Here is a 23,310-nt window from a genome sequence, read left to right on the forward strand (position 1 = left end):
CTTAGTAAGATTAGCTTGTTTTTAGACTTCAGATTTGAAAACGGTTTTTTTATTTCTATCCATTTTAAAAAACAATGTTGTGGCATTAATAAATGCTTAGGAATTTGCGGATGACGAACAATCTACCCTGTTTATCACTACCCCTATCAAGATAGTGTTTTTGATAGTATCGATGTAAACAAAGATTATAACTACAATTTCTGTATCATGACGAAAACCGCAAAACTCTTCGGAAAAAAAATAGATGCGAATAAGATGTCTCATTTATTACCTGAACATCTAAAAGAAACATATGAATTAGAAAAATGTATAGAAGTATCGTCTACTCGTTCAAGTAATGAAGCCATAAAAATTGATGTTGACGACACCGATTTATTGGCAATTCAATTTACTGATAAAACAGAGTGGATTGGTCACCTGGATGATATTCAGGAAATCTATGATACAAAAGTGCAGTCGAGCCGTTCTACAGGAAAAGAAGATTACGTATTCGAACCTTTTATATTATCCAAAGAAACGTCAAGAGGAAGTATTAAACAAGCAGCTATTAAGCTGTTTAATATATTCAAATCAAAAAATACTGCCGCAACAGCGATAAAAGTACTAGGAATACAATATGATAAAAAGGTACAGCCAGAACCCGGCCTTTATTGTCTAGATGCTAATATGGAGCGTAGACCTTATGATATAGAAGATCATAAAAACGGCAGATATCTACTGTTACTACACGGAACACTGTCCACTGCTCAACAATCATTTGGAGAACTCATAGGAAATGGAGTTTGGCAAGAATTGGCAGCAATCTATAAAGGTAGAATCATAGCTTTAGAACATGAGACACTTTCTAAAAGCCCATTAGATAACGCTTTAACCTTTTTAGAAAACATATCAAAAAATTGCGAAATAGATATACTAAGCCATTCTAGAGGAGGCCTGGTCGCCGATATTTTGGCAAAATGCGATTATCGCAATCGATCTAATGGTACTATTGGATTTAACGAAGAAGAGTTAAATATTGTTCGAAAAAACAACAAATCCTTAACCAAGACTATAGAGAAAATTAATAAAAAAGCGGAGACTCATCGTCTCTATGTAAACAAAGTTGTACGAGTAGCTTCGCCATCAAGTGGTACCACGATCTTATCACGTAGAGTAGATCATTTTTTTAATTTATTATTAAATGCAGTATCCTTAGGCTTGGGAGTTAGTAATCCTATATATGGAATTATTAAATCCTTTTTACTAGAGTTACTAGCTCAAAAAGAAGATCCAGAAGTATTACCAGGACTCAATAGTATGATGCCAGAGTCCGCTTTTCAGCAAATGATGAATAGTGGAATCTCTAAAGTTCAGAGTGAATTGTACTGCATAGCAGGAGATGCTGAGATTGGTGGATTCAATTTTGAATCTTTGAAAGTAATTTTAGCCAATTTATTTTATTTCTCACCTAATGACTTAGTCGTAGATACACAACGCATGTATCATGGCATTCAGCGTAGCAATGGTATGTTTATTTATGAATCTCAAAATAGTAATACGAATCATTTTAGATATTTCTCGAATCCTGATACCACTCAAGCCATATTAGAAGCATTGTCTGTTTCTGAAAAAACACATACTTCATTATTTAGAAGAAAGGTCAATGTAGAAGGAGATCGCGGTGTTTTATTGAAGTGGTTCTCCATGAAAAGTGTTAGCTACAAACCTACTACATATGAAAGAGATGTTGTCATAATTATTCCAGGTATTATGGGATCAGCACTTGCTGAAGGTGAGGAAGAACTATGGGTACAGTTTAAAAAAATAAAAAAAGGAGCAATAGCGACTCAATTAAATATTAGTAATGATAAAATAAGACCTTCTGGTGTTATCGAGAAGTACTATGATGGTTTTGCCCAATATCTAAACAAGAAGTATGATGTAGTTACTTTAGAATTCGATTGGCGTCTTTCGATATCTAAAGCCGCTGATGAATTAAAAAAGGAAATAGAAAAAATTCATAAAGAATCAAAAGACCTAAATATTCATATAGTAGCACACTCTATGGGTGGTCTTGTTGTGCGACAATGTATGATGGCACATAAGGAATTCTGGGAAGATTATAGAAAAAATAATCTAAACAAATTTATCATGCTCGGCACCCCCTGGTTAGGCTCTTACTTAATCATGGAAGTTCTTACCGGACATAGTGGTAGAGTTAAGCAACTTGCTATGTTGGATTTTAAACATAATCGAAAAGAATTACTACGTATATTTTGGAAATACAAAGGAGTATTCGAATTATTACCTATCGAAAGTACAGAAAATCGCCCTTTTTGGCAGTCACAGTTTTGGGATGAACTAAAAGAAGATGCCAAAATAGATACTATGCCTAACCCCAAAAGCAATCAACCATCACTCCATCACTTTGAAGAATATAGAGAAGAAGTATTATCTTTTTTAGAAGACATTAATAGTAAAGATGACTTCTTTAAAAATATCTATTACATCTGTGGTAAGGATGATCATACTGTATTTGATTATAGATTAGGAAACAGATTTTTTTCGAGTAAAAAGAAACTTATATACAGATCTACTTCTAGAGGAGATGGAAGTGTTACCTGGGATACCGGAATCCCAAAACCGCTTATCGGAAGTAAAAATCTTTATTATGCTAATGCAACTCACGGAAGTCTTGCTGATGAAGACGAAGTGTTTAAAGGAGTTGGCGATATTTTAGAAATAGGAAGTACTACTGCATTGATGACTTCAGAATCTTCTCTTAGAAGTGAAGAAATTATTACGGAAGGAGAAGAATACCCAGTTCCGCTATTCGACTCTGATGAAGTATTCAACACCATCTTTGGAGGCAGAAAAGTCAGTAGCAAAATCGAAACTAATGAATTAAGAGTAGATGTTATACACGGGGATTTAAAAGCATCATCATTTCCTGTTATGGTAGGGCACTTTTTTATGGACTTGATTTTAAGTGCAGAAAAAGCACTGGATAGTTATCTGGGAGGTAGGCTTTCTCAAAGGATGGGAATTGGTCATTATCCTGGTAAAATTGGAGAAAGCGAAGTGTTTTTTAATCTTCTAACAAAACCTAAAGGAGCTATCGTTTGTGGATTAGGTTTACCTGATGAACTCACCTCTTTTCTTTTAGCAAAAACTGTAAACCTTGCTGTCAGAAAATATGCAATGTTCATGAGAGATAATTACACGCTTCCAAGAGCAAAGCAATACTCTAAAGGACTTTCTTTTGTAATGATCGGTATTGGATACGGTAAACTTTCGATAGAACAATCAATCAAAGGAATCCTTCTTGGAGTAACTCAAGCAAATAATTATATCAAAAGAACCAATGAGGGGTTGAGACCTATTGAAAATGTAGAGATCGTGAACTACTATCAATCACTTTCCAGTCAGGCATATTTTTGTTTAAATCGGATTCAAAAGCAAGATGAACGAATTAGGTTCAAGCTAAATCCCAAAATTATACGAATGCCTGGAGCCAAAAGGCGTCATTTAATTGAAGAAAATCCATATACCAGATGGTCAAACTTACATATTGCCTGCATCGGAGAAAATAAACTGGAAGTATACACAAATAATAATCAGGCTAGAGTCGAAAAAAAGACAACAGGAATTGGAATTCGCCATGTGAAGCATCTTTTGGATAAAGATATATTGGAATCTTCATGGAATAAAAAATTATCGAAGACTCTTTTTGAAATGTTAATTCCCAATGATTTTAAGAATATATTCAGGGATCAAAATAGTATGGTAGTAAAACTAAATAAGTGCGCTGCCCAGATTCCCTGGGAATTATTACACGATAGGTATATTGATAAAATGCCAGCTTCTGTGATGGCAGGGTTTATAAGACAGTTAATTACCAAGGATAGTTATCAAGTTGAAAATGCAAGATTAAACAACAACAATGTGCTAGTCGTTGGAGATCCATTATATGATCGTGATGATCTAAAACCACTTATAGCAGCAAAAATAGAAGCAGAATGGGTAGCCGATCAAATGCGGGCCAATAGCTATAAGCCTAATCCGGTAATACGAATGGAAGCTTCGGATATTTTAAAAGAATTATTTAATTATGAATATAAGATGCTTCATTTTGCAGGACATGGTGTTTATAATCCCGAAAAAGGAGAAGTAGGAATCGCCATTGGTGGTGATTTATTTATTGATCCCGGAATGATAAAACAGCTCAGTACAGTACCAGAATTTGTATTTATAAACTGTTGTTATTCTGGAGCGTTGAATGCGGAAGATGATAAGTATTATAAATCCAGATATAGTTTAGCAGCAGATGTTGGAACACAACTCATAGAAATGGGTGTAAAAGCAATTGTGATTTCTGGATGGGCTGTGAACGACGCAGCAGCAAAAACTTTTGCAGAAACATTTTATAACAATATGTTTATGGGGTATAATTTTGGGCAATCCGTTCAAAAAGCACGTATGAGTTGTTATCAGAATCACCCAGCGACCAATACCTGGGGCGCCTATCAATGTTATGGAAATCCATTTTACAAATTCAATAATAATCAAGGTACTGAACACGAAGGGTTAGAATATGTAATCCCGGATCAAATCCATACGGATATGGATAACTTGCTAGTAGCCATAAGAGATCAGGAACATAATACTTCTGTAACCTTAGAAAAATTAGACAACTATCTCCATAAAGCCCGTAAAGCAGATTTACTGGATGCAGTGGTCATAGAAAAAGAAGCCTTGATTTATGATGAACTAGGAATGGAAAACATAGCCCTTTCAAAATTTAAAGAATTGTTTTTAATACCCAATGGAAATTTTTCAATTTGTGCGCTTCAACACTATTGCACCATAAAATCTTATCATTTAACTTCAGAAAGTGTCGAAGATGATTTGAATGAAATAAAAAAACTGTGTTTACTGGGGCGTAATCCAAAACGGCTAAACATTGTAGCTAATGCTTTTAAAATGTCTTCTTTACTTTTTAAGGATACTCCCAAAAAACAAATCGAATCCTTAGAAAAGGCATTTTCATTGTATACTGAAGCTTTTGAAATTGCTTCTGGTGATATAGATGATGGAGATTATCTTGATGCTATTACCAATTTAATTTTCTTAGGATATATTTTAGAACTAAGAAAAAGTAAAACACTTAATGAGCGATTAAATACTATTAAAACGCTTCAGCAGGTAAGTAATGTAAAAGATTATTTATTGCAATTACAAGAGAAATTACGAAACATGAATACTGTGAATTTTGATGTATCGATTCAAATAGGTATCACAGAAACTCAATACAGTTTGATGTTACTGAATAATGATTTCAAGGTTGATCCTAAGATAGATATTATAAAAACCTATCAAAATGTATTTCAACTTTTATATAGCCCACGTTATATTAATATTGAAATAAGGCAAATTAATTTTTTACTGCATTATATCGAGGATGAAACTCTTGGTAAACAGCTACAATCAATTCAGACAGAAATACGAAAAATGTTACATCGAGAAACAGACTAAAATGTAGTCTTTGGTTTAGGAAACTTCTGATAAAAAATTATTGTATTCCATATTGCTATACAACCTGCTGTTTTACTAAGTGAAATACAGTATGTATTGGTAGGGAATTTAGCATTTTTTCATGCCTCTGACTTCCATTTTACAAACATAATAAAGGTATTAACACTTTTCTTTCTTTGATATAAAACATCAGATTTTCGTCTACAAAAATGCTAATGAAACTCTAGATGTCGTAGTCAATTTTTAACATCTATTATTAACTATTTTAACCTCAATTTAGTCATTCTGTACTCCAAAGTAGTCGGTTTAATTCCAAATAGTTGCTGCCCCCTTATCTCCACATATACGCCAATTTGTCTTTTTGAGAGCTTCTAATATAGTTTCACCTTCTTCATTCTCATGTTCTTTTTTGATGGCTTTAATATCAAAATTCCCATAATCCTGTTTTTCTTTGGGCACTCTCCTTTTAGGATGAAAATTATTAACTCAGATACAATATAGACTGCAAAAGCGCATAAGGTATTTTTTAGTTTCGTAATTCGTAGATGAAATCACCTTATTGGTAGATTAGTTTTGACATTGTTCTTTTTTGCTTATAAATTCATTATAAACAATACTCTTTTTCGCAAGAGTTAATCAAGTGACGATTTTTTAAAACCTTAAATCTATGTGTAAAAAGCACATCATTTTTATTTGGATTTATCACACTCATTATTAAAGACATAAAGCTAAGATGTATGGTTATAAATTATTTATCTATTTATAAAAATGTACATCTTACAGAAGACATCAAAAAAACAAATCAAACTAAAACTTAAAAACAATATGATGCATTCAATACTAAAAGTCAAACCTCTATTAATGATAGTATTTTTATCATTAATGATATCTGAATCTAGTTCAGGTCAAGTAGGAAAACCGGAACCATTTAAAATTAATATTCCGCAAGAAAAGCTAAATCGAGTATTGACACAATTTAAAAGCACAAAATTCCCTGACAAACTCACTACTGGCAAATGGGATCTCGGCACTAGTAGCAATTTCATGGAAACCTTTAGAACCTTTGTTCTGAAAGAGTACGATTGGCGTACCGAAGAGACTGCTCTGAACAAATTTGACCAATTTCGAGTAAACATAGACGACTATAATATTCACTATTATCATGTTAAAGGGGAAGGCAATAATCCTAGACCCGTAATCTTATCCCATGGCTGGCCCGGATCAGTATTTGAATTTTTAAACATTATAGAACGGTTAACACAACCTTCCAAGTTTGGCGGTAATACGGAAGATGCTCTTACAGTAGTAATTCCTTCTGTTCCTGGTTTTGGCTGGTCGACATTAGCCGAGAATAAAGCGATAGGTCCGAAAACCACGGCAGATCTATATCACAAATTAATGACCCAAGTTTTAGGATATCAAAAATTTGGTGCCCAAGGCGGTGATATAGGGTCTTTAATTGTTTCACAATTAGCGGCAAGGCATCCAGAAAATGTAGTGGGCGTGCATATGAACATCATTCCTTGGGATTGGAAACAACCCGAAAACCGTACTCCAGAAGAACGGGCATGGTTTGATGAGGGACAAATATTCCAAAGAGTACAATTCGATTACTTTTTTATGCAATCGCAAGAACCTACTACGGTCGCTTTTGCACTTCATGATAATCCAGTAGGTATAGCTGGGTGGATATTGGATAAGGCCTATTCATGGACAGACCACGAAGGGGATCTTACAACAGCCATTTCGATGAAAGACCTGGCTACTTTCGTAATGATTTATGCGCTTACAGATACTATTGATAGTTCTGTTTGGTGGTATCATGGTGCATGGCTAGAGAATAATGGAATATTTCATCCTACACCTGGAAAAAAAGTAAACGTCCCCACAGCATTTGCCAATTTCCCAAAAGATTTAAAAAATGCGATGCCACCACGTTCTTGGGTGGAAGATCAATACCAAATTGTACGGTGGACCGAAATGTCTGGCGGAGGTCATTTTGCAGCCGTAGAAAAACCAGCGCTTTTTGTTAAGGACGTACTTGAATTTTTCAGCAAGGATATTGAAAAATAAAATAAACGACAATTTAATCATATGTAACGAATAATGAATTTAAAAGCCACAAGGTTAAAAAGAAAATGCTATGACATTCAATTTTTGGTTGGGATCTTTTTTTTACTCGATGTTTGTTCTCTAAATGCTCAAAACACCACTGTGGCTAGAGATAGCTTAATATGGACATATGACATAACAGCTTCTGGATTTATTAGTGATGATGGCAATCAGCGGGTATTGTTCAATAATTTAGGTGTTTTTACCGTAGGTAATAGCGCATGGTCCGATCGTGTGGTAATGAACTATCAGGTAGGAAAAGTAAGGAGAAAAATTAAAGAGAATGATTTTTTTACATATAACATTTTTAGATTGAACCTAACGGACAAATACTTCCCACTGGCTATAGTTGGATTCGAATTAAGTAACACAAGAGCTATTAATTTTAGATGGTTTGCAGGCATCGGTGGTGGTATACATCTAATAGATAAAGAGAATCTTAAGCTAGAGTTTACAACCACAATCATACATCAGAGAACTAATTATGATTTGGTCTTTGATGATAGTATTAATGGAATGGCGGAAGACACTGAAAGTGCTTGGAGGATTACCCCTCGCTTATTTGGTTTGATTCAATTATCAAAAGGGCCAAGATTTGAATACGAATGCTGGATACAACCTTCCTTGGAAAAATTGGATGATTATAACGCCTATGGGAATTTTGCACTCCTGGTTCCTGTAATTGAAAAACTTTTTGTAAGGCTTGGATGGATTATGACCTATGAATCGATTGTTACAACTTCTAGTCCCGAGTTTGACTCTATTATCAATATTGGTTTCACCTTTAAAAACGGTAAATAAGAATGAATTTATTTGTAAAAAAAACAGCATCAGTAAAAAATTCAAAATGGCAAAGACCAGGTTTATTGATTACAATGTGCCTAGTACTTTTAGTAAGCATGGTACGATGTAAACTAAACAACAACGATAATGGTTATGTCTCAATAGATGAGAACTCGATTAAAGAGGAATCACTACAGCACTTTGAAGAGATAACAAAGGTATTGAGACATCCTAGATGTATCAACTGCCATCCAAACGACAACTATCCGAGACAAGGAGACGATATGCACAAACACCTTTTTAATGTACAACGTGGACCTGAGGATAGAGGAATGACTGGAATGAAATGTACGAACTGTCATCAAGCTTCTAATAATCTGGTTTCCGGAGTGCCAGGAGCTCCTCAACTTGGTGATTCCCTAATATCACGATGGCATCTAGCTCCACTTTCTATGGGTTGGATCGGTTTGGATGATGCTGAACTGGGAGCTCGATTGTTAGATAAGAAACAAAACGGAAATATGTCACCGAAGGATCTGGTAGAACATATGAGGGATGACCCACTGGTATTATGGGCTTGGAATCCTGGACCAGGTCGAGAACCGATATCAATTCCGCACGATGAATTTGTGGAAATATTGGAAAAATGGTTAGAAACGGGAGCTGAAGTACCAAAAAATAAAGATTGATAATTATGAAATTAAACAATAAAATAAACGTAACAAAAGTTTCTCGTAGAGGTTTTTTAAAAACAACTGGGTTAGCAACAGGTGGTCTTTTGCTTCAAGGATTTTATTTACCTATAGAAGAAAATAACCCAGCAGCTCAAATTGCTTTAAATGCTTTTGTGAAAATTGACAAAGACAATGGGATTACCCTTATTTCTCACCAAGCAGAAATGGGACAGGGAATCAGGACTACCTTACCCGCCATCCTCGCGGACGAATTGGATGCAGATTGGAACAAGGTAAGTATCGAAAGAGGTCTTACAGATCCTGCTTTTCAAAATCCAAAATTCAAATTTCAGTTTACAGGTAATGCTGAAAGTGTTAGAGCCTTCCATGATGTGTTGCGGATGACCGCTGCGACAGCACGAGAGATGCTAAAAGAAGCTGCTGCTTTAGAGTGGAACGTATCAGTTAACGACCTTACCACTGAGAACAGCTACATATTTCTTGAGGGAACTACCAAAAAAGCACCTTATGGTGATTTTGTTGAAAAAGCGAATACGCTTAAACCGCCTAAAAACCCAACCTTAAAAAAGCGTAGCGAATGGAAACTTGTTGGAAATAAATCGTTGCCTAGAGTAGATATTCCTGATAAAGTGACTGGCAGGGCTGAATTTGGCATCGATGTAGAGCGCCCAGGAATGGTTTATGCTGTCATTGAAATGTGTCCATATTTTGGAGGAAAGATAAAAGAGATCAAGGAGAATAATGTGCGAGACATGCAAGGTTTTGTCAGTTTAATTAGAATGCGGGTAGCTAACCCAGTAGTTGCATACCGTCCTGGGTTTCCAAAAAAAGAAGGTGTTGTTGTTGTGGCCGAAAGCTACTGGCAAGCGAGAAAGGCATTGGATGCAATTACCGTTATTTACGATTCAGGACCGAATAGTAAAATGGATAGCGATTCTTTGTATAATACCTATGAGAAAAAAATGTCTAGCTCTGAATGGTTCGAAACCTTAAACGAAGGTAACTCTGAAACTATCATAAACGCATCCGAAAACACTCATGAAGCTCAATATTATAGTGCATGGCAAAGTCACGCAACCATGGAGCCTATGAATGCTACAGCTGAGGTAAAAGGGAACAAAGTAGAGGTTTGGGCACCCACTCAAGGTCAAGAAATGGCAGAGATTTTGGTATCTCAGGAATTAGGATTTGCTAAAGAAAATATTACCATCAATCGCACCTATTTAGGAGGTGGTTTTGGGAGAAGATTACTAGCCGATTATATCTATCAAGCTGTTTTTGTGGCACAAAAAATACGAAAACCCGTTAAGTTGCTATGGTCTAGAGAAGATGATATGCAGCATGATTTCTATAGACCAGGAGTGATGCAAGGCATAAAAGCATCATTAAATAAGGAAGGATATCCAACAGCATTGGACTTAAAACTTATATCACCTTCGGTTATTCAAGCTGCCACAGCCGTTGCCCATGTATATGAAGGAGAAGATTTTTCAATTATAGAAGGTGCCAAAGAAACACCCTACCATTTTCCGAATTATCGAATGCGTACACATTTATTACGAATTCCCCCTCCTGCATCGGTTTGGAGAACCACTGGTTATGGTCCAAATGTTTTTGCTGTGGAGTGTTTTATAGATGAATTGGCCTCAAAAAACAATATTGACCCTATCATCTATCGAAAAAATTTAGTGACTGAAAAGCGCTCAAAAGCGATCCTAGATGCAGTAGCTAAAGCCTCGAACTGGTATGGTCCAAAAATGAAAGGTCATTATCAGGGAGTAGCGATTACACATTCTTTTGAATCCTTTGTTGCACAAGTAGTAGAGATATCAATAGATGCTTTTGGAATACTAGATATACATCAGATAACCACAGCTATAGATTGTGGTACCGTACTGGATGTAGGAATATCAAAAGCATCTATAGAGAGTGGTATTGTTTGGGGGTTGACTGCAGCTTTAACTTCTGAAATAAATTTTAAAGATGGTCGGACAGCTGAAAGTAATTTTAACGATTATACCATATTGGCAATGCCTGAATTTAACCCTAAAATAGAAACCGTTTTTGTAAACAGTGAAGAGAAAATAGGTGGTATCGCAGAGTCAGGACCTATCTGTACTGCTCCCGCACTTTGTAATGCCATATTCGTTGCTACTAGGAAACGCTTTAGAAGTTTGCCTTTAAAAAAGCATGGTATTTATACCCGCTACTATTCAGAATTTCTTCCCATCTCGCAAAAACCTACTAAAAAATTTACAGCATTATGATAAAATTCAAAATAAATGGTACAGTTACAGAAGTTAAAGATGATCCAGAAACCCCTTTATTATGGGTTATTAGGGATACCGTCGGACTTAAGGGAACAAAATTTGGTTGTGGCAAAGCATTTTGTGGTGCTTGCTCAGTGCATGTAGAAGACCAAGTGGTACGGTCTTGTTCATTTCCTCTTAAGTATGCAGCAGGTAAATCAATTACAACTATTGAGGGAATTTCTAATGGACAAAAATTACATCCTGTACAAAAAGCCTGGATAGAAGAACAGGTACCTCAATGCGGGTATTGTCAATCCGGTTTTATAATGTCCACAGTCAAACTGTTAGAAAAAAACCCTAACCCAAGTGATAAAGATATTAATAACTCAATAACCAATCTATGCAGATGTGGAACTTATAGTAGAGTAAGAAAAGCTATACACAAATCAGCTGAATTAATAAAAAAAGAACAGAATTAAGATTGAAAAGCAAGCCTACTAAGAATGCGTAATCTTTTTTCTGGATTGCTAAAACTAATTATATACGACCCGATGAAATCATTTGAGCTAAAGAACATCATAAACTTTTATCAAGATTCAGAAAACAAGGGGGTCAAAACTGTTTTGGTCTCATTAGTTGGATTAGATGGTTCTTCTTACAGGAAACAAGGAGTGAGAATGGCAATCGCTCAAGATGGTACTATGATGGGAGCAATAAGTGGCGGTTGTGTAGAAAAACAGTTATACCGCAGTGCTCTTAGTGTTTTCGATAAAAATGTATCTAAAGTGATTTCCTATGATGGAAGATATAAATTAGGATGCGAAGGATTTTTATATATTTTGATTGAGCCTTTTCATTTAGATAAGAATGATTGTTTATTAATTTTAAATGCAATTGAAAAAAGGGAATCTTTTGAAATCGTCTCTTTTTATAGAAAAATGGACGAAATCGAAGGTGACTTCGGATCTCTCTTCTATATCAATGGGATAAAAATCTCAACTAATCAATATTTTGTTCTTCCTGAAGAAAACCATTTTGAAAAGTTTAATCAGACTATCAATCCCGATATTCAGCTTGTAATTGTAGGCTCTGAACACGATGCGATAAAACTTTGTAGAGCTGCTTCATTTTTAGGCTGGAATGTTATCGTTATAACATCCAGTAAAAACACTGAAAACAGAATTAATTTCCTTGATGCAAAAACCGTAAAATTCGAACCTCCTGAAACAATCAATTTTAATTTTATTGATTTATTCACATCAGTTGTATTAATGACACATAGTTTCTCACAAGACTTTCAGTACTTATTAAAATTGGTTCCTGCTCCACCTAAATATATAGGTATAATAGGGTCTACCAAACGGAAAATGCAATTAGAAAATAAGATACTAGATTTTTTGCCAAATGCCGAATTATCATTTTTAGATTGCATTTATAGTCCCGCAGGACTACCTATAGGCGCAGAAACTCCAGAGGAAATCGCTATTTCAATAATAGCCGAAATAACATCAATAATGAGTAACAAAGGTTTAGTAACACTGGACACAAGTTTTGTAGGATAATTTCAGCACATATAAATAAAATAAATGGTAAATAAGTATAGGTACACTAGCAGAAGATATAAAAACACTGGAGGTAAAACTATGTATTAAAAGACTACAGAAAAAGTATGAAAAGTAAACATATTATCATTGTAGGAGCAGGTCCAGGAATCAGCATGTCGGTCGCTAAAAAATTCGGAAAGGAAGGTTATATAATTTCGCTGATTTCGCGTTCTGCTGACAAGCTTATCCAATATAGTTCGGAACTGAACAAGCTAGGAATTCGTAATTCGGTCTTTGAGGCAGATAGTGGTAACTATAAAATGCTGGAGCATCAAATTAATCTAGCTTTTATCAAACAAGGTGCACCTAAAATGGTATTATATAATGCTTTCAAGGCTTCAAAAGGAACTGCATTGAGCTATAGCACTGATAATTTTCATAAAGATTTCGATATCAATGTGATGGGCGCTATAAGGGTGGCCAAAATTGCATTACCTAATATGATTAAAAATGGAGGCGGAAAGCTTTTATTTACCGGTGGTGGACTTGCCCATTATCCGCATGAGGAGTATGCTTTCCAAGATGTAAACACATTCTGCTCCAAATTATCAAAATAATTATAATTTAACTCTTGATAAAAGCATTAACCCTATTCTGAGTATTTGAAATAACATCAATACAATTACTCTCCTTCATTCCAAAAAACTAAAACGGAATCCTTATAGAATTCCGGCCCATGAAATCTCTATAATAGTGTGAATTTTTCATTAAACCTAAGGACGAAAGATAGGGGTAAAACATATTCATTTCCTCAAAAAAGGAGAGTAGAATGCATCAAAATTCAGGATATTCTGTCTTTTTTAAATTTTATCAAAAATAAATTTCAACAAACCAAAAAGCTTAGATATTTAAATGACAAAAGTTTAACAAGAACCACATCTAATTGATTTTCAGTACATAAATAAGCTTTTAACTATTCTCTTAATCATGTTTCATTTATAAAAAACGCTTCCTGCGAACAAATAATTTTTATACTTTTTAATGTATTTAGCGAACGTTCGCTTTTTTTATCAAAAACTTTTTTATAATATTGTCCTGTAATTAATTTACTACAACACTGTAAAACATATTACAAAAAAAAGAATCTGGTAGGCGCTACTATGTAGCAATTGGAATTCAAATTATTAATTAAGAAAATCTAAAAAGATGAAATCTCAAGTAAAAACTAAAACACTGGTTACCAATTGGGCTATTAATAACACGATTGATTACAATTCGTACGTCTACAGCCCACAAAAACCAAATAACTCGAAATAAAGACTTTATCCTTAAAATAAAATATAAAACATTACATTATGACTACTTATAATTCGGCACTTGATACTGTACGCACACTAAAGGCTAAACATGGAAATACCTGGGCAACCATAAGTCCAGAAAATGCTGCGCGTATTGCTATGCAAAATAGATTTAAAACAGGATTAGATATTGCTAGATACACAGCTGCTATCATGCGTAAAGACATGGCAGCTTATGATGCTAATAGCGTAAATTATACACAATCGCTAGGTTGCTGGCATGGTTTTGTTGCTCAACAAAAAATGATTGCAGTAAAAAAACATAAAGGTACAACCGATAAAACTTATTTATACCTTTCTGGTTGGATGGTAGCAGCGTTACGTTCTGAGTTAGGACCTCTACCTGATCAATCTATGCACGAAAAAACTTCGGTTCCTAAGCTAATAGAAGAAATATATACCTTTTTGCGTCAAGCGGATGCTGTAGAACTAAATGATCTTTTTCGTCGTCTGGATGCCGGAGAAGATGTTCAGGAAGAGATTGATAATTTTGAAACTCATGTTGTACCAATCATTGCAGATATTGATGCAGGTTTTGGTAACGAAGAAGCGACCTATCTTTTAGCGAAAAAAATGATCGAAGCTGGTGCTTGTGCGCTACAAATAGAAAATCAAGTATCGGATGCTAAGCAATGTGGTCACCAGGATGGTAAAGTTACGGTACCTCACGAAGATTTTATCGCTAAGCTAAATGCTCTTCGATATGCGTTCTTAGAATTAGGTGTAGATGAAGGTGTAATAGTTGCACGAACGGATTCTGAAGGTGCTGGTTTAACACAAAAACTACCGGTATCTCAGGAGGAAGGAGACTTGGCATCACAGTATATGGATTTTGTAGAAGCAGAAGAAGTTCTTATCGATGAGGTAAATGAAAATGATGTATTATTCAAGCGTGATGGTAAATTAGTTCGTCCGGTAAGATTACCTAATGGTTTATATAAATTTAAAGACGGATCTAATATCGACCGTGTTGTATTAGATTGTATTACAAGTTTAGAGAACGGTGCGGATTTATTATGGATCGAGACTCCTACTCCAAATGTGAAGCAAATTGCACATATGGTAAATAGAGTAAAAGAACAGGTTCCAAATGCTAAATTGGTATACAATAACTCCCCATCTTTTAATTGGACTATCAACTTCCGTCAACAGGCATTCGACCTTATGGCCGAACAAGGCGAAGATTTATCTGCCTATAACCGTGCTGAACTGATGGATGCTAAATATGATGGTACGGAGTTATCAAACCGAGCAGACGAAATGATCAGAATGTTCCAAGCAGAGGCTTCTCGCGATGCTGGTGTATTCCATCACTTAATTACATTACCAACATACCACACGACTGCATTACATATGAATAATCTTGTACAAGGGTATTTTGGAGACAGAGGAATGTTAGAATATGTAGATTCTGTGCAACGTCAGGAAATACGAAAAGGAGTTTCTTGTGTAAAACACCAACGTATGGCAGGTTCAGATTTAGGAGATGATCATAAAACATTCTTTGCTGGTGAAAAAGCTTTAAAAGCTGGTGGTGAGAAAAACACTAGTAATCAATTTGAAGTTAAAACAACTACTGAAGAGCCTGCAATGGCTTTAGATAAATAAAACTTCTATCAAAGTTATTTAAAGAAAGGTGGCCTATATTAGGGTCACCTTTTTTTATTTTAACAAAGTTGATGAACTTGAAAGGCATTACTATTTTGATTAAACCTGAAAGATTTTTTGTTTCTATCTAACAGCAGTTTCCAATAGTTTCAAACTCGGCCAAATTAAGCATCAATACACTTCACATTTGTCAATTGTAGGATTCTCCTGGTGTTTAATAACTAAATCCATTACAATATTGTTGGTCAGCATTTTCCCAATAGTTCCTTTTACATTAGAAATAGTCTTAATTAGATCTTTCTTTTCTTCGGGTAATGCCGCTCCGAGCATTAAAATAATCATAGCATCCTTACAGTGCCCTTTTAATTTTTGAAATTCATCTAAAAACTCCCATCCATTCATTATAGGCATATTAAGATCCAATAGGATTAGGTCGGGGATATAAAAAGAATTCAAAATTTGCATAGCTTCTTCTCCATTCTTAGCAATTTGTATTTCTTCGGACATAGAAGTTTTTTCTATGATTACTTTATTAAAAAAGTTAGTAGATGGGCTATCATCAATAAGTAAAAATTTTAGTTTTTTCATAAGTCTCTATGGGATATATAGTTTAAAATTAAGTTTACTTTGCTACTTTGTATGAAAAGTGTTTTTCTATCACTTGATTAATAATTTCATTTGATAAAGGCTTATTAATAAAGTCATAGACCAATTCGTTTTTAAAGGCTTTTTTTATATCGTTAGGATCATTGGAAGTAGAAAGTATTATGATTTTTATACCATCGGTAATATCTTTTTCCAAATTCGAAAATTCTTTCAAAAAATCCCAACCATTCATAAAAGGCATATTGATATCTAAAAAAATTAGCTCTGGTTTTATATATAGTTGATTATTCAAATTCTTTAGATAATCTAGGGCATTTTTCGCCTCTTGAACTACTTTTACGTCTTTAAAAGCTTTGTGTTTTAATAACACATGTTTATTAAAGAAGCTGGTTGCTTTATCATCATCAATCAATAATGAGTAGGTTATAATATCATTCATTTAATGTTTGGCTTTAAGAGAGAAAAAGGGCGGTATTTTACTATGCTAATTTCTTTTTAGAAACCAGCATATTGAGCAGAATTAGTGAAAATTTCAGAAAAGCCTTGATAATCACTTAAAACTCCAACACTCAGATATTTTAATATTGGATAATTTACTTTATGATACATTGAGGTATAATCATCTAGTCTGAAATTTAGTAGTTTCGCCTCTACCCAATCTCTTTTCCACTTTTTGATTTGCGCTTTTGTAATAGATCCATCTTGAATTCTAATATCATTTTCTGACAATGCATCTGTTAATTCTTTGGCACGCATAATCATGGATTTATACTCTTCTAATCTATATATCAACGTATATTCTCTGGATATAATAATTTCTTTAGGTATATACTGTTGTTTGGTTTCAGTTTGTTCTGAGATTCCTATTTCTGAAAAATAAAATTCCTCATCTTGTGAATACAAAATGGTGAAATTCACAAAAAACAAAATCATCGAAATTTTTTTAATCGTCTTCATATAACATAGTTTATAATTCTGAGTCGAAATTAGATTCGAAATCACAAAAAGGCAATTCCGATAAAAAACTCAAACACCTTTCTTCGTCAAAGAGCCACTTTATCGGATAAAATGCACGTTATTTCTAATTAACTAAGTTATTTATTATCAAATGTTTAACTTTAAAAAACATCAATTAAGGCTATGCCGTAATCTAACTACTAACTATCCGTATTTTTTTTTAGACACTATTAATTTATGGAACCAATAGCTATGTTAGACTCACCAATTCTTTGTCTTAATTTAATTTCGTAAACTCTAAATTTTGCTTCTGGAACGAAAAAAACCTATTTTGAACTTTATAGAACCTTAGATTTGAATATGAGTTGCAGATAGGGTTTTTAAATAATTATCTTTGAAACAAATAATCAAGATTTTATACAAAACAGATGTCTTACTATTTTTATGTAGAATTATCGTACACATATGATATTCAAAAAAATAATTGATTGCTTAGCTTAAATGCTAATCTCTCTTTTTTTGAAGCACCTAAATTGTAAGTATTGAATAATTTTAAAAATTAAACAAAAGATGTGTATATAGAAATCGTATGATATACAATAGCAACATAACATCAATAACGAAAACAACTTGTTTTAGAAAAAGTTATGTATTTAGAATTCCTGTTATAAGAATATTTATTTCATGTGTCATTCTACTACTTTCTAGTTTAACTATATCAGCTCAAAAAAAATCTCAAAAATTTATTCACTACGGGAAACAAGATGGTCTTAACCAAAGTAGTGTAAATTTCATTTATCAAGATTCACAAGATTATCTTTGGATTGCCAATTTTGGAGGAATTAATAGGTTTGATGGTTATAATTTCACATCTTATAAAAATGAATTTAATAATGACAATTCGATTTCTGATAATTCCGTTTGGACAATTTTAGAAAAAAAGAATAAAACACTATGGTTTGGAACAAAAGCCGGATTAAGTAAATACAATCACAAGACTGGTGACTTCGTTAATTATTTCATTCGGGATAATAAAAAATCATCCGGCACTCTAGCTGTCAAAGCTCTTTTTGAAGATAAAAATAGACGGTTTTATATTGGTTCTGAAGGCGAAGGACTATTTACATTTTCTGATAAAAATAAAGCGTTTAAACTTGTTGATCTTATTCCTAATAATGCCAAAATAAGTGCTATTTCTGAAGATATTTATGATAACTTATGGGTAGGCACAGAGAATTTAGGTCTTTTTAAAATTTCATCTGACAGATCTGATGTAGTCAATTTTCTCGAAACAGATTCTTTTTTAAGTAAAGTAATCTGGAGTCTATATTCTGATGAAAAGGGCAATACCTGGATAGGAACTGATAAAGACGGTTTAGTAAGATATGATGAAGCTAATAGATCTTTTGTTTTCTATAAAAATCAAGCAGGCAATTTTAACTACAAAGCAGATGATAAAATAAAAACTATTACAAAATTTGAAGATGCTCTCTGGATCGGTAGCGCTACTCAGGGTTTATCTTATTTTTCATATAAAGAAAATCGTTTTTTTAATTATGTAAAAGATTCATACAACGTTAACTCATTATTTGACAATGATGTGAGTAGTATATTTCCTGGGACCAATGGTGTCCTATACGTTGGTTTTTATACCAAAGGTTTTGACAAGGTGATTTCAACACCTTTTCGAACATTAAAACATAATCCTAAAAATGACAATTCATTAAGTGATAATAATGTGTATTGCATGTATCTGGATCATCAAGATACCCTTTGGTTTGGAACTTTTGGAGGTGGGCTTAATTCCTATAACCCAAAAACAAATCAATTTAAACACTATAAACATAACAAAAACGATGTAAATACAATAAGTCACGATTGGGTACGAATTATTTATGAGGATCGAAATAATACAATGTGGATTGGCACCTGGGGAGGTGGACTAAATAAATTTGATCAAAAAACTGGCGTTTTCAAGCGTTATTTACCAAAACCTGGAAAAACTAATACCTTAAATCATAATATTATTACAGCCTTATTTGAAGATAATGATGGCGAGTTATGGATAGGGACCTACGGCGGAGGAATTAATATTTATCGACCAAAAACAGATGATTTTAAGTCTATAATTCATGATAAGAATGATCCAAACTCTCTAAGTGATGATCATATTACTTCTTTTTATCAAGGTGAAAATGGTTTAATATGGATTTGCACTTATGGTGGTGGTCTTAATGCCTATGATAAAACTACGAATACATTTGAAAGATTTCTACCTAATCCAGAACAAGACTACAGCCTAAATAATTATAAAACACTACATATTTATTATGTCCCAAACGAAGATTTTTTTTGGATTACTACATTAGGAGGAGGAATCAATAAGTTCTATTATAAAGAAAATAAATTTCTTAACTATACCGAAAAAAACGGGCTATCTAATAACTCAACTATGGGTATGTTATTAGATTCTTATAAAAACTATTGGATAAGTTCTAACAATGGACTGTCCCGTTTTGATCCGGTTAAAGAAAGTTTTATCAATTACACTACCCTTGACGGATTAGGCAGCGATGATTATAATCTAGAAGCATTCGCCAAAACCGATGATGGAACATTATATTTTGGAGGTAAAGAAGGTGTCACCTTTTTTAATCCAAAAGATGTAAGTTCTCAAGTCAATTTCCCACGAGTCGCGTTCACAAATATTAAAATAGAAGATAGTGTACAAACTACTTTATCTAAAAAACTAGAAATTCCATACAAAGAGCGTATAACTATTGAATATGCTGCACTCAATCCAGATAAAGCTGCTAACATTAGATATGCATATCAGCTTATTGGACGTGATGAGAATTGGAATTTTGTAGGCAAAAATAGGTATTTAGAATTCACAAATTTGCTTCCTGGAGACTATGAGTTAAGAATCAAATCTACAAACAGTGATCAAATATGGCATACGCAATACGCTAGTGTTTCTATATATATTCCGACCCCTTGGTATATGAACTGGTATTATAGAGGAATCGCTATTTTCCTATTTTTATTATCCGGATATATATATTATTGGGTAAGGATAAACCAAGTCAGACGCCATAATAAGCTGTTAGAAGAAAAAGTAGAACAAAGAACGATAACAATAAAGAAAAAAAATATAGCCCTCAAAAGCGAAAAGGAAAAAACTGAAGATGCCTATAAGCAATTAAAAAAGTTAGAACAATTTAAAAATGAGTTTACAGGGATGTTAGCTCACGATCTTAAAAACCCTTTAGTAACTATTTTGGGTTATTCTTCTGAGCACTCTTCTAATACAGATTTAGAAAGCATTAATAAATCGGGTAAGAAAATGCTTCACCTCATAGAGAATATGTTAGAAGTTCAAAAGTTTGAAAATGCCGAAGTAAAACTTGAGCTGGAGAAGAGTAATCTTAAAAGTATAGTAATTGAAGCAATGAAACAAGTTGAGATTCTCGCCTATGAAAAGAGAATTCAAATCCGTAATACAATCAAACAAGAATATACCGTAAATGTCGATAGGCATATTATTGAGCGTGTTTTTGTCAATCTATTATCAAATGCTATTAAATTTTCTCCTACTGATAGTAAAATTGAAATTTTGGGAGATGTAAATAAAAGCAATCCAGATGAGATCATTGTATGTGTCAAAGATTATGGAATAGGAATCCCTAAACCAAAGCTACAATCTATCTTCGCCAAGTTCTCACAAGCTGAAGCCAGAGATTCTGGAGGCACTCGTTCTACTGGCTTAGGGCTTACCTTCTGTAAAATGGCTATAGAAGCTCATAAAGGTGTAATCTGGGTAACATCAGAAATTGACAAAGGGAGTTCATTCTATTTTAATGTTTCTAAAATGGAAGATAAGATTTTAGTTAACAATATTGAAAAAACCGAAAGCAATGATTATAAGAGTCCTCTGTATGTTTTAAGATTCCAAGAAGAAGACCTAACTTTATTCAACTCGTTTACAGAAAAAATTAATACCTTAACCATTTATGAAACAGGTGAATGGTTTGATATTTTTGACCATTTAGAAGAAACCGAGAATATTAAAAGATGGAAGCAAATGATGATGGAAGCCCTTACTAGTTTTGATGAAAATGCTTTTTTTTATCTTAAACAATTAGTTGTAAAGACAATAGTAAACTAAGATCAATAGTATAAACACCTATATGGAATACTCTATATTGGTCGTAGATGACCAACCTGATAATATCAAATACATAAGTCTGTTATTAAAAGAGATGGAATTAGGAAAAAAGATATACTCTGCTCCTAACGGGAAAATAGCTCTTGGACTAGCCGAAAAAATCATGCCTGATATAATTTTATCAGACTGGGGCATGCCAGAAATGAATGGTTTAGAATTGTTAAAAGCATTAAAACAATCATCTAAAACAAGAGATATTCCTTTTATAATGATTTCTGCAGTAAAGGTTGATGCCGTATCGATGAAGGAAAGTTTTGACGCAGGTGTTCATGATTACCTAAAAAAACCTTTTGACAAGCTCGAATTTATGGCAAGAGTAAGTGCTACACTAAAACTACAAGGTGCTTATCTAAAAATTAAAAAAAATAATGATGAGATAGCCAACCAAGCACTTTTAATTTCGAAACAACACGAAGAACTTAAAAAGCTTAATAAATTAAAGGATAATATTTTTTCAATTATATCTCATGATGTTAGATCACCATTGGCTACACTAGATGGGCTTTTACAATTATTTGATGACGACCAGCATATCCTTAGCGAAGAAGAATTAAGGGAATATACAATTGTGGTAAGACTAGAGCTAAATAAAGTACAAACACTATTAGACAATTTGCTGTATTGGGCAAAATCTCAATTAGCAAATATGCAGGATACCAAATCTAATGTAGATGTGTATGAAATTACTCAGGAGGTATTAAGTTTATTTGAGGAAAGAACCAAAAAGAAAAAACTAAACCTCCATAATAATATAGACCCTGATTATATTATTTATGCAGACAAGAACATGTTATCCTTTGTAATTAGAAACTTACTTGCTAATGCTATTAAATACTCCTTGGATGAAGGAATTATTGCCATAGAGACTGAGTTTTTGATAGATTCTCTTAAGGTATCAATCAAAGACAATGGTATAGGGATGAGTAGTGAAACCTTAGAGAATTTATTTAAAGATAGAACGGTGGACACACAAACCGGAACATCTGGAGAAATGGGTACAGGGTTAGGTCTTGTTCTATGTAAAGATCTAATTGAACAGAGTGGCGGTTCCATATCCGTAAAAAGCGTATTAGGAAAAGGTAGTGAGTTTATTTTTGTAATTCCTTACAACTCATAAAGAATTTCTAAAATTAATGTATCAATAAATAAGGTCTACAACAACAAAAGAATCTACATCTCTATATTACAATAACTTACACGCATATCACCTCTTAAAAAAACACAAACCTGCACTTTATCGGATAAAGTGTATTTCATCGATTTTTTATTTTTTAATTTCCTTAAAAAATATGAATCTTATGTAGCTCAAGCTAGTTTCGTTCTCATTGAAAAAGAAATATTTAATTTTTAATATCTCTAAACTTAATTGATTGTCAGTTTATTAATTCAGTGATACTAATAATTTTTTATTTAATTTAAAACACACAAGTATGAAAATTTTTTACGGAATCTTGGTCGTTGACCTAAAAGCATTTAAAAAATTTATTTCTCAATTGCCTGCGGCAAGTAGTAACGCGATACATCGATAGATTATTACTTTATTACAAAAAAATACTTATTTCTTTTTGAAATAAGTATAAAGAATAGAGTGTAAAAAGAGAAGTTTTAATATGGAAAAAACTCTTTTTTTATACTCTATTATTATTTCAGATG

At 33.4% G+C, this 23,310-nt stretch carries 15 protein-coding genes; 11 read left to right on the forward strand and 4 right to left on the reverse strand.

Annotated elements, in window-relative coordinates; genetic code table 11:
* Window positions 1-207: 207 nt before the first annotated feature.
* Window positions 208-5,514: a CHAT domain-containing protein gene (locus Q0829_RS15770; RefSeq protein ID WP_298544852.1), complete on the forward strand. Its 5,307-nt coding sequence runs from the start codon at window positions 208-210 to the stop codon at window positions 5,512-5,514.
* A 306-nt stretch (window positions 5,515-5,820) separates the two neighbouring features.
* Here the strand turns inward: Q0829_RS15770 and Q0829_RS15775 are convergent, their stop codons facing one another.
* Window positions 5,821-5,973, reverse strand: coding sequence for a hypothetical protein (locus Q0829_RS15775; protein WP_298544855.1), 153 nt, complete (start codon window positions 5,971-5,973; stop codon window positions 5,821-5,823).
* Between the two features lie 309 nt (window positions 5,974-6,282).
* Between Q0829_RS15775 and Q0829_RS15780 the strand changes: the two genes are divergently transcribed.
* The 8 genes from Q0829_RS15780 (at window position 6,283) to Q0829_RS15815 (ending at window position 15,866) form a co-directional block, all read left to right on the forward strand.
* Complete coding sequence (locus tag Q0829_RS15780; RefSeq protein WP_298544859.1) at window positions 6,283-7,587, forward strand: epoxide hydrolase family protein; 1,305 nt, start codon at window positions 6,283-6,285, stop codon at window positions 7,585-7,587.
* Between the two features lie 141 nt (window positions 7,588-7,728).
* Window positions 7,729-8,427, forward strand: coding sequence for a DUF481 domain-containing protein (locus tag Q0829_RS15785; RefSeq protein WP_298544861.1), 699 nt, complete (start codon window positions 7,729-7,731; stop codon window positions 8,425-8,427).
* A gap of 2 nt (window positions 8,428-8,429) precedes the next feature.
* Window positions 8,430-9,098 carry a hypothetical protein gene (locus Q0829_RS15790; RefSeq protein ID WP_298544863.1) on the forward strand — a complete coding sequence of 223 codons (669 nt, stop codon included), beginning with the start codon at window positions 8,430-8,432 and terminating at the stop codon, window positions 9,096-9,098.
* A 5-nt stretch (window positions 9,099-9,103) separates the two neighbouring features.
* A complete protein-coding gene (locus tag Q0829_RS15795; RefSeq protein WP_298544865.1) occupies window positions 9,104-11,371 on the forward strand; it encodes a molybdopterin cofactor-binding domain-containing protein in 2,268 nt (755 codons plus the stop codon).
* Window positions 11,368-11,835, forward strand: coding sequence for a (2Fe-2S)-binding protein (locus Q0829_RS15800; protein ID WP_298544867.1), 468 nt, complete (start codon window positions 11,368-11,370; stop codon window positions 11,833-11,835). Before Q0829_RS15795 ends, Q0829_RS15800 begins: the two co-directional genes overlap by 4 nt.
* A gap of 24 nt (window positions 11,836-11,859) precedes the next feature.
* Entirely contained in the window at window positions 11,860-12,918 is a 1,059-nt protein-coding gene (locus Q0829_RS15805; RefSeq protein ID WP_298544870.1) for an XdhC/CoxI family protein, read from the forward strand.
* Window positions 12,919-13,025: 107 nt separating this feature from the next.
* Window positions 13,026-13,517: an SDR family NAD(P)-dependent oxidoreductase gene (locus Q0829_RS15810; protein ID WP_298544872.1), complete on the forward strand. Its 492-nt coding sequence runs from the start codon at window positions 13,026-13,028 to the stop codon at window positions 13,515-13,517.
* Between the two features lie 738 nt (window positions 13,518-14,255).
* A complete protein-coding gene (locus Q0829_RS15815) occupies window positions 14,256-15,866 on the forward strand; it encodes an isocitrate lyase (protein ID WP_298544875.1) in 1,611 nt (536 codons plus the stop codon).
* 171 nt (window positions 15,867-16,037) lie between these two features.
* Here the strand turns inward: Q0829_RS15815 and Q0829_RS15820 are convergent, their stop codons facing one another.
* The 3 genes from Q0829_RS15820 to Q0829_RS15830 are packed head-to-tail and all read right to left on the reverse strand — an operon-like array spanning window position 16,038 to window position 17,429.
* Complete coding sequence (locus Q0829_RS15820) at window positions 16,038-16,454, reverse strand: response regulator (protein WP_298544877.1); 417 nt, start codon at window positions 16,452-16,454, stop codon at window positions 16,038-16,040.
* Window positions 16,455-16,488: 34 nt separating this feature from the next.
* Window positions 16,489-16,911 carry a response regulator gene (locus Q0829_RS15825; RefSeq protein ID WP_298544880.1) on the reverse strand — a complete coding sequence of 141 codons (423 nt, stop codon included), beginning with the start codon at window positions 16,909-16,911 and terminating at the stop codon, window positions 16,489-16,491.
* 56 nt (window positions 16,912-16,967) lie between these two features.
* A complete protein-coding gene (locus tag Q0829_RS15830) occupies window positions 16,968-17,429 on the reverse strand; it encodes a hypothetical protein (RefSeq protein ID WP_298544883.1) in 462 nt (153 codons plus the stop codon).
* A gap of 589 nt (window positions 17,430-18,018) precedes the next feature.
* Between Q0829_RS15830 and Q0829_RS15835 the strand changes: the two genes are divergently transcribed.
* Together Q0829_RS15835 and Q0829_RS15840 are read left to right on the forward strand one after the other, a co-directional pair.
* Window positions 18,019-21,597, forward strand: coding sequence for a sensor histidine kinase (locus tag Q0829_RS15835; RefSeq protein ID WP_298544886.1), 3,579 nt, complete (start codon window positions 18,019-18,021; stop codon window positions 21,595-21,597).
* 22 nt (window positions 21,598-21,619) lie between these two features.
* On the forward strand, window positions 21,620-22,774 hold the full coding sequence (locus Q0829_RS15840) for a hybrid sensor histidine kinase/response regulator (RefSeq protein ID WP_298544889.1): 1,155 nt from the start codon (window positions 21,620-21,622) through the stop codon (window positions 22,772-22,774).
* Window positions 22,775-23,310 lie beyond the last annotated feature (536 nt).

The sequence above is a fragment of the uncultured Aquimarina sp. genome, from assembly GCF_947492405.1.
Classification (GTDB): Bacteria; Bacteroidota; Bacteroidia; order Flavobacteriales; family Flavobacteriaceae; genus Aquimarina.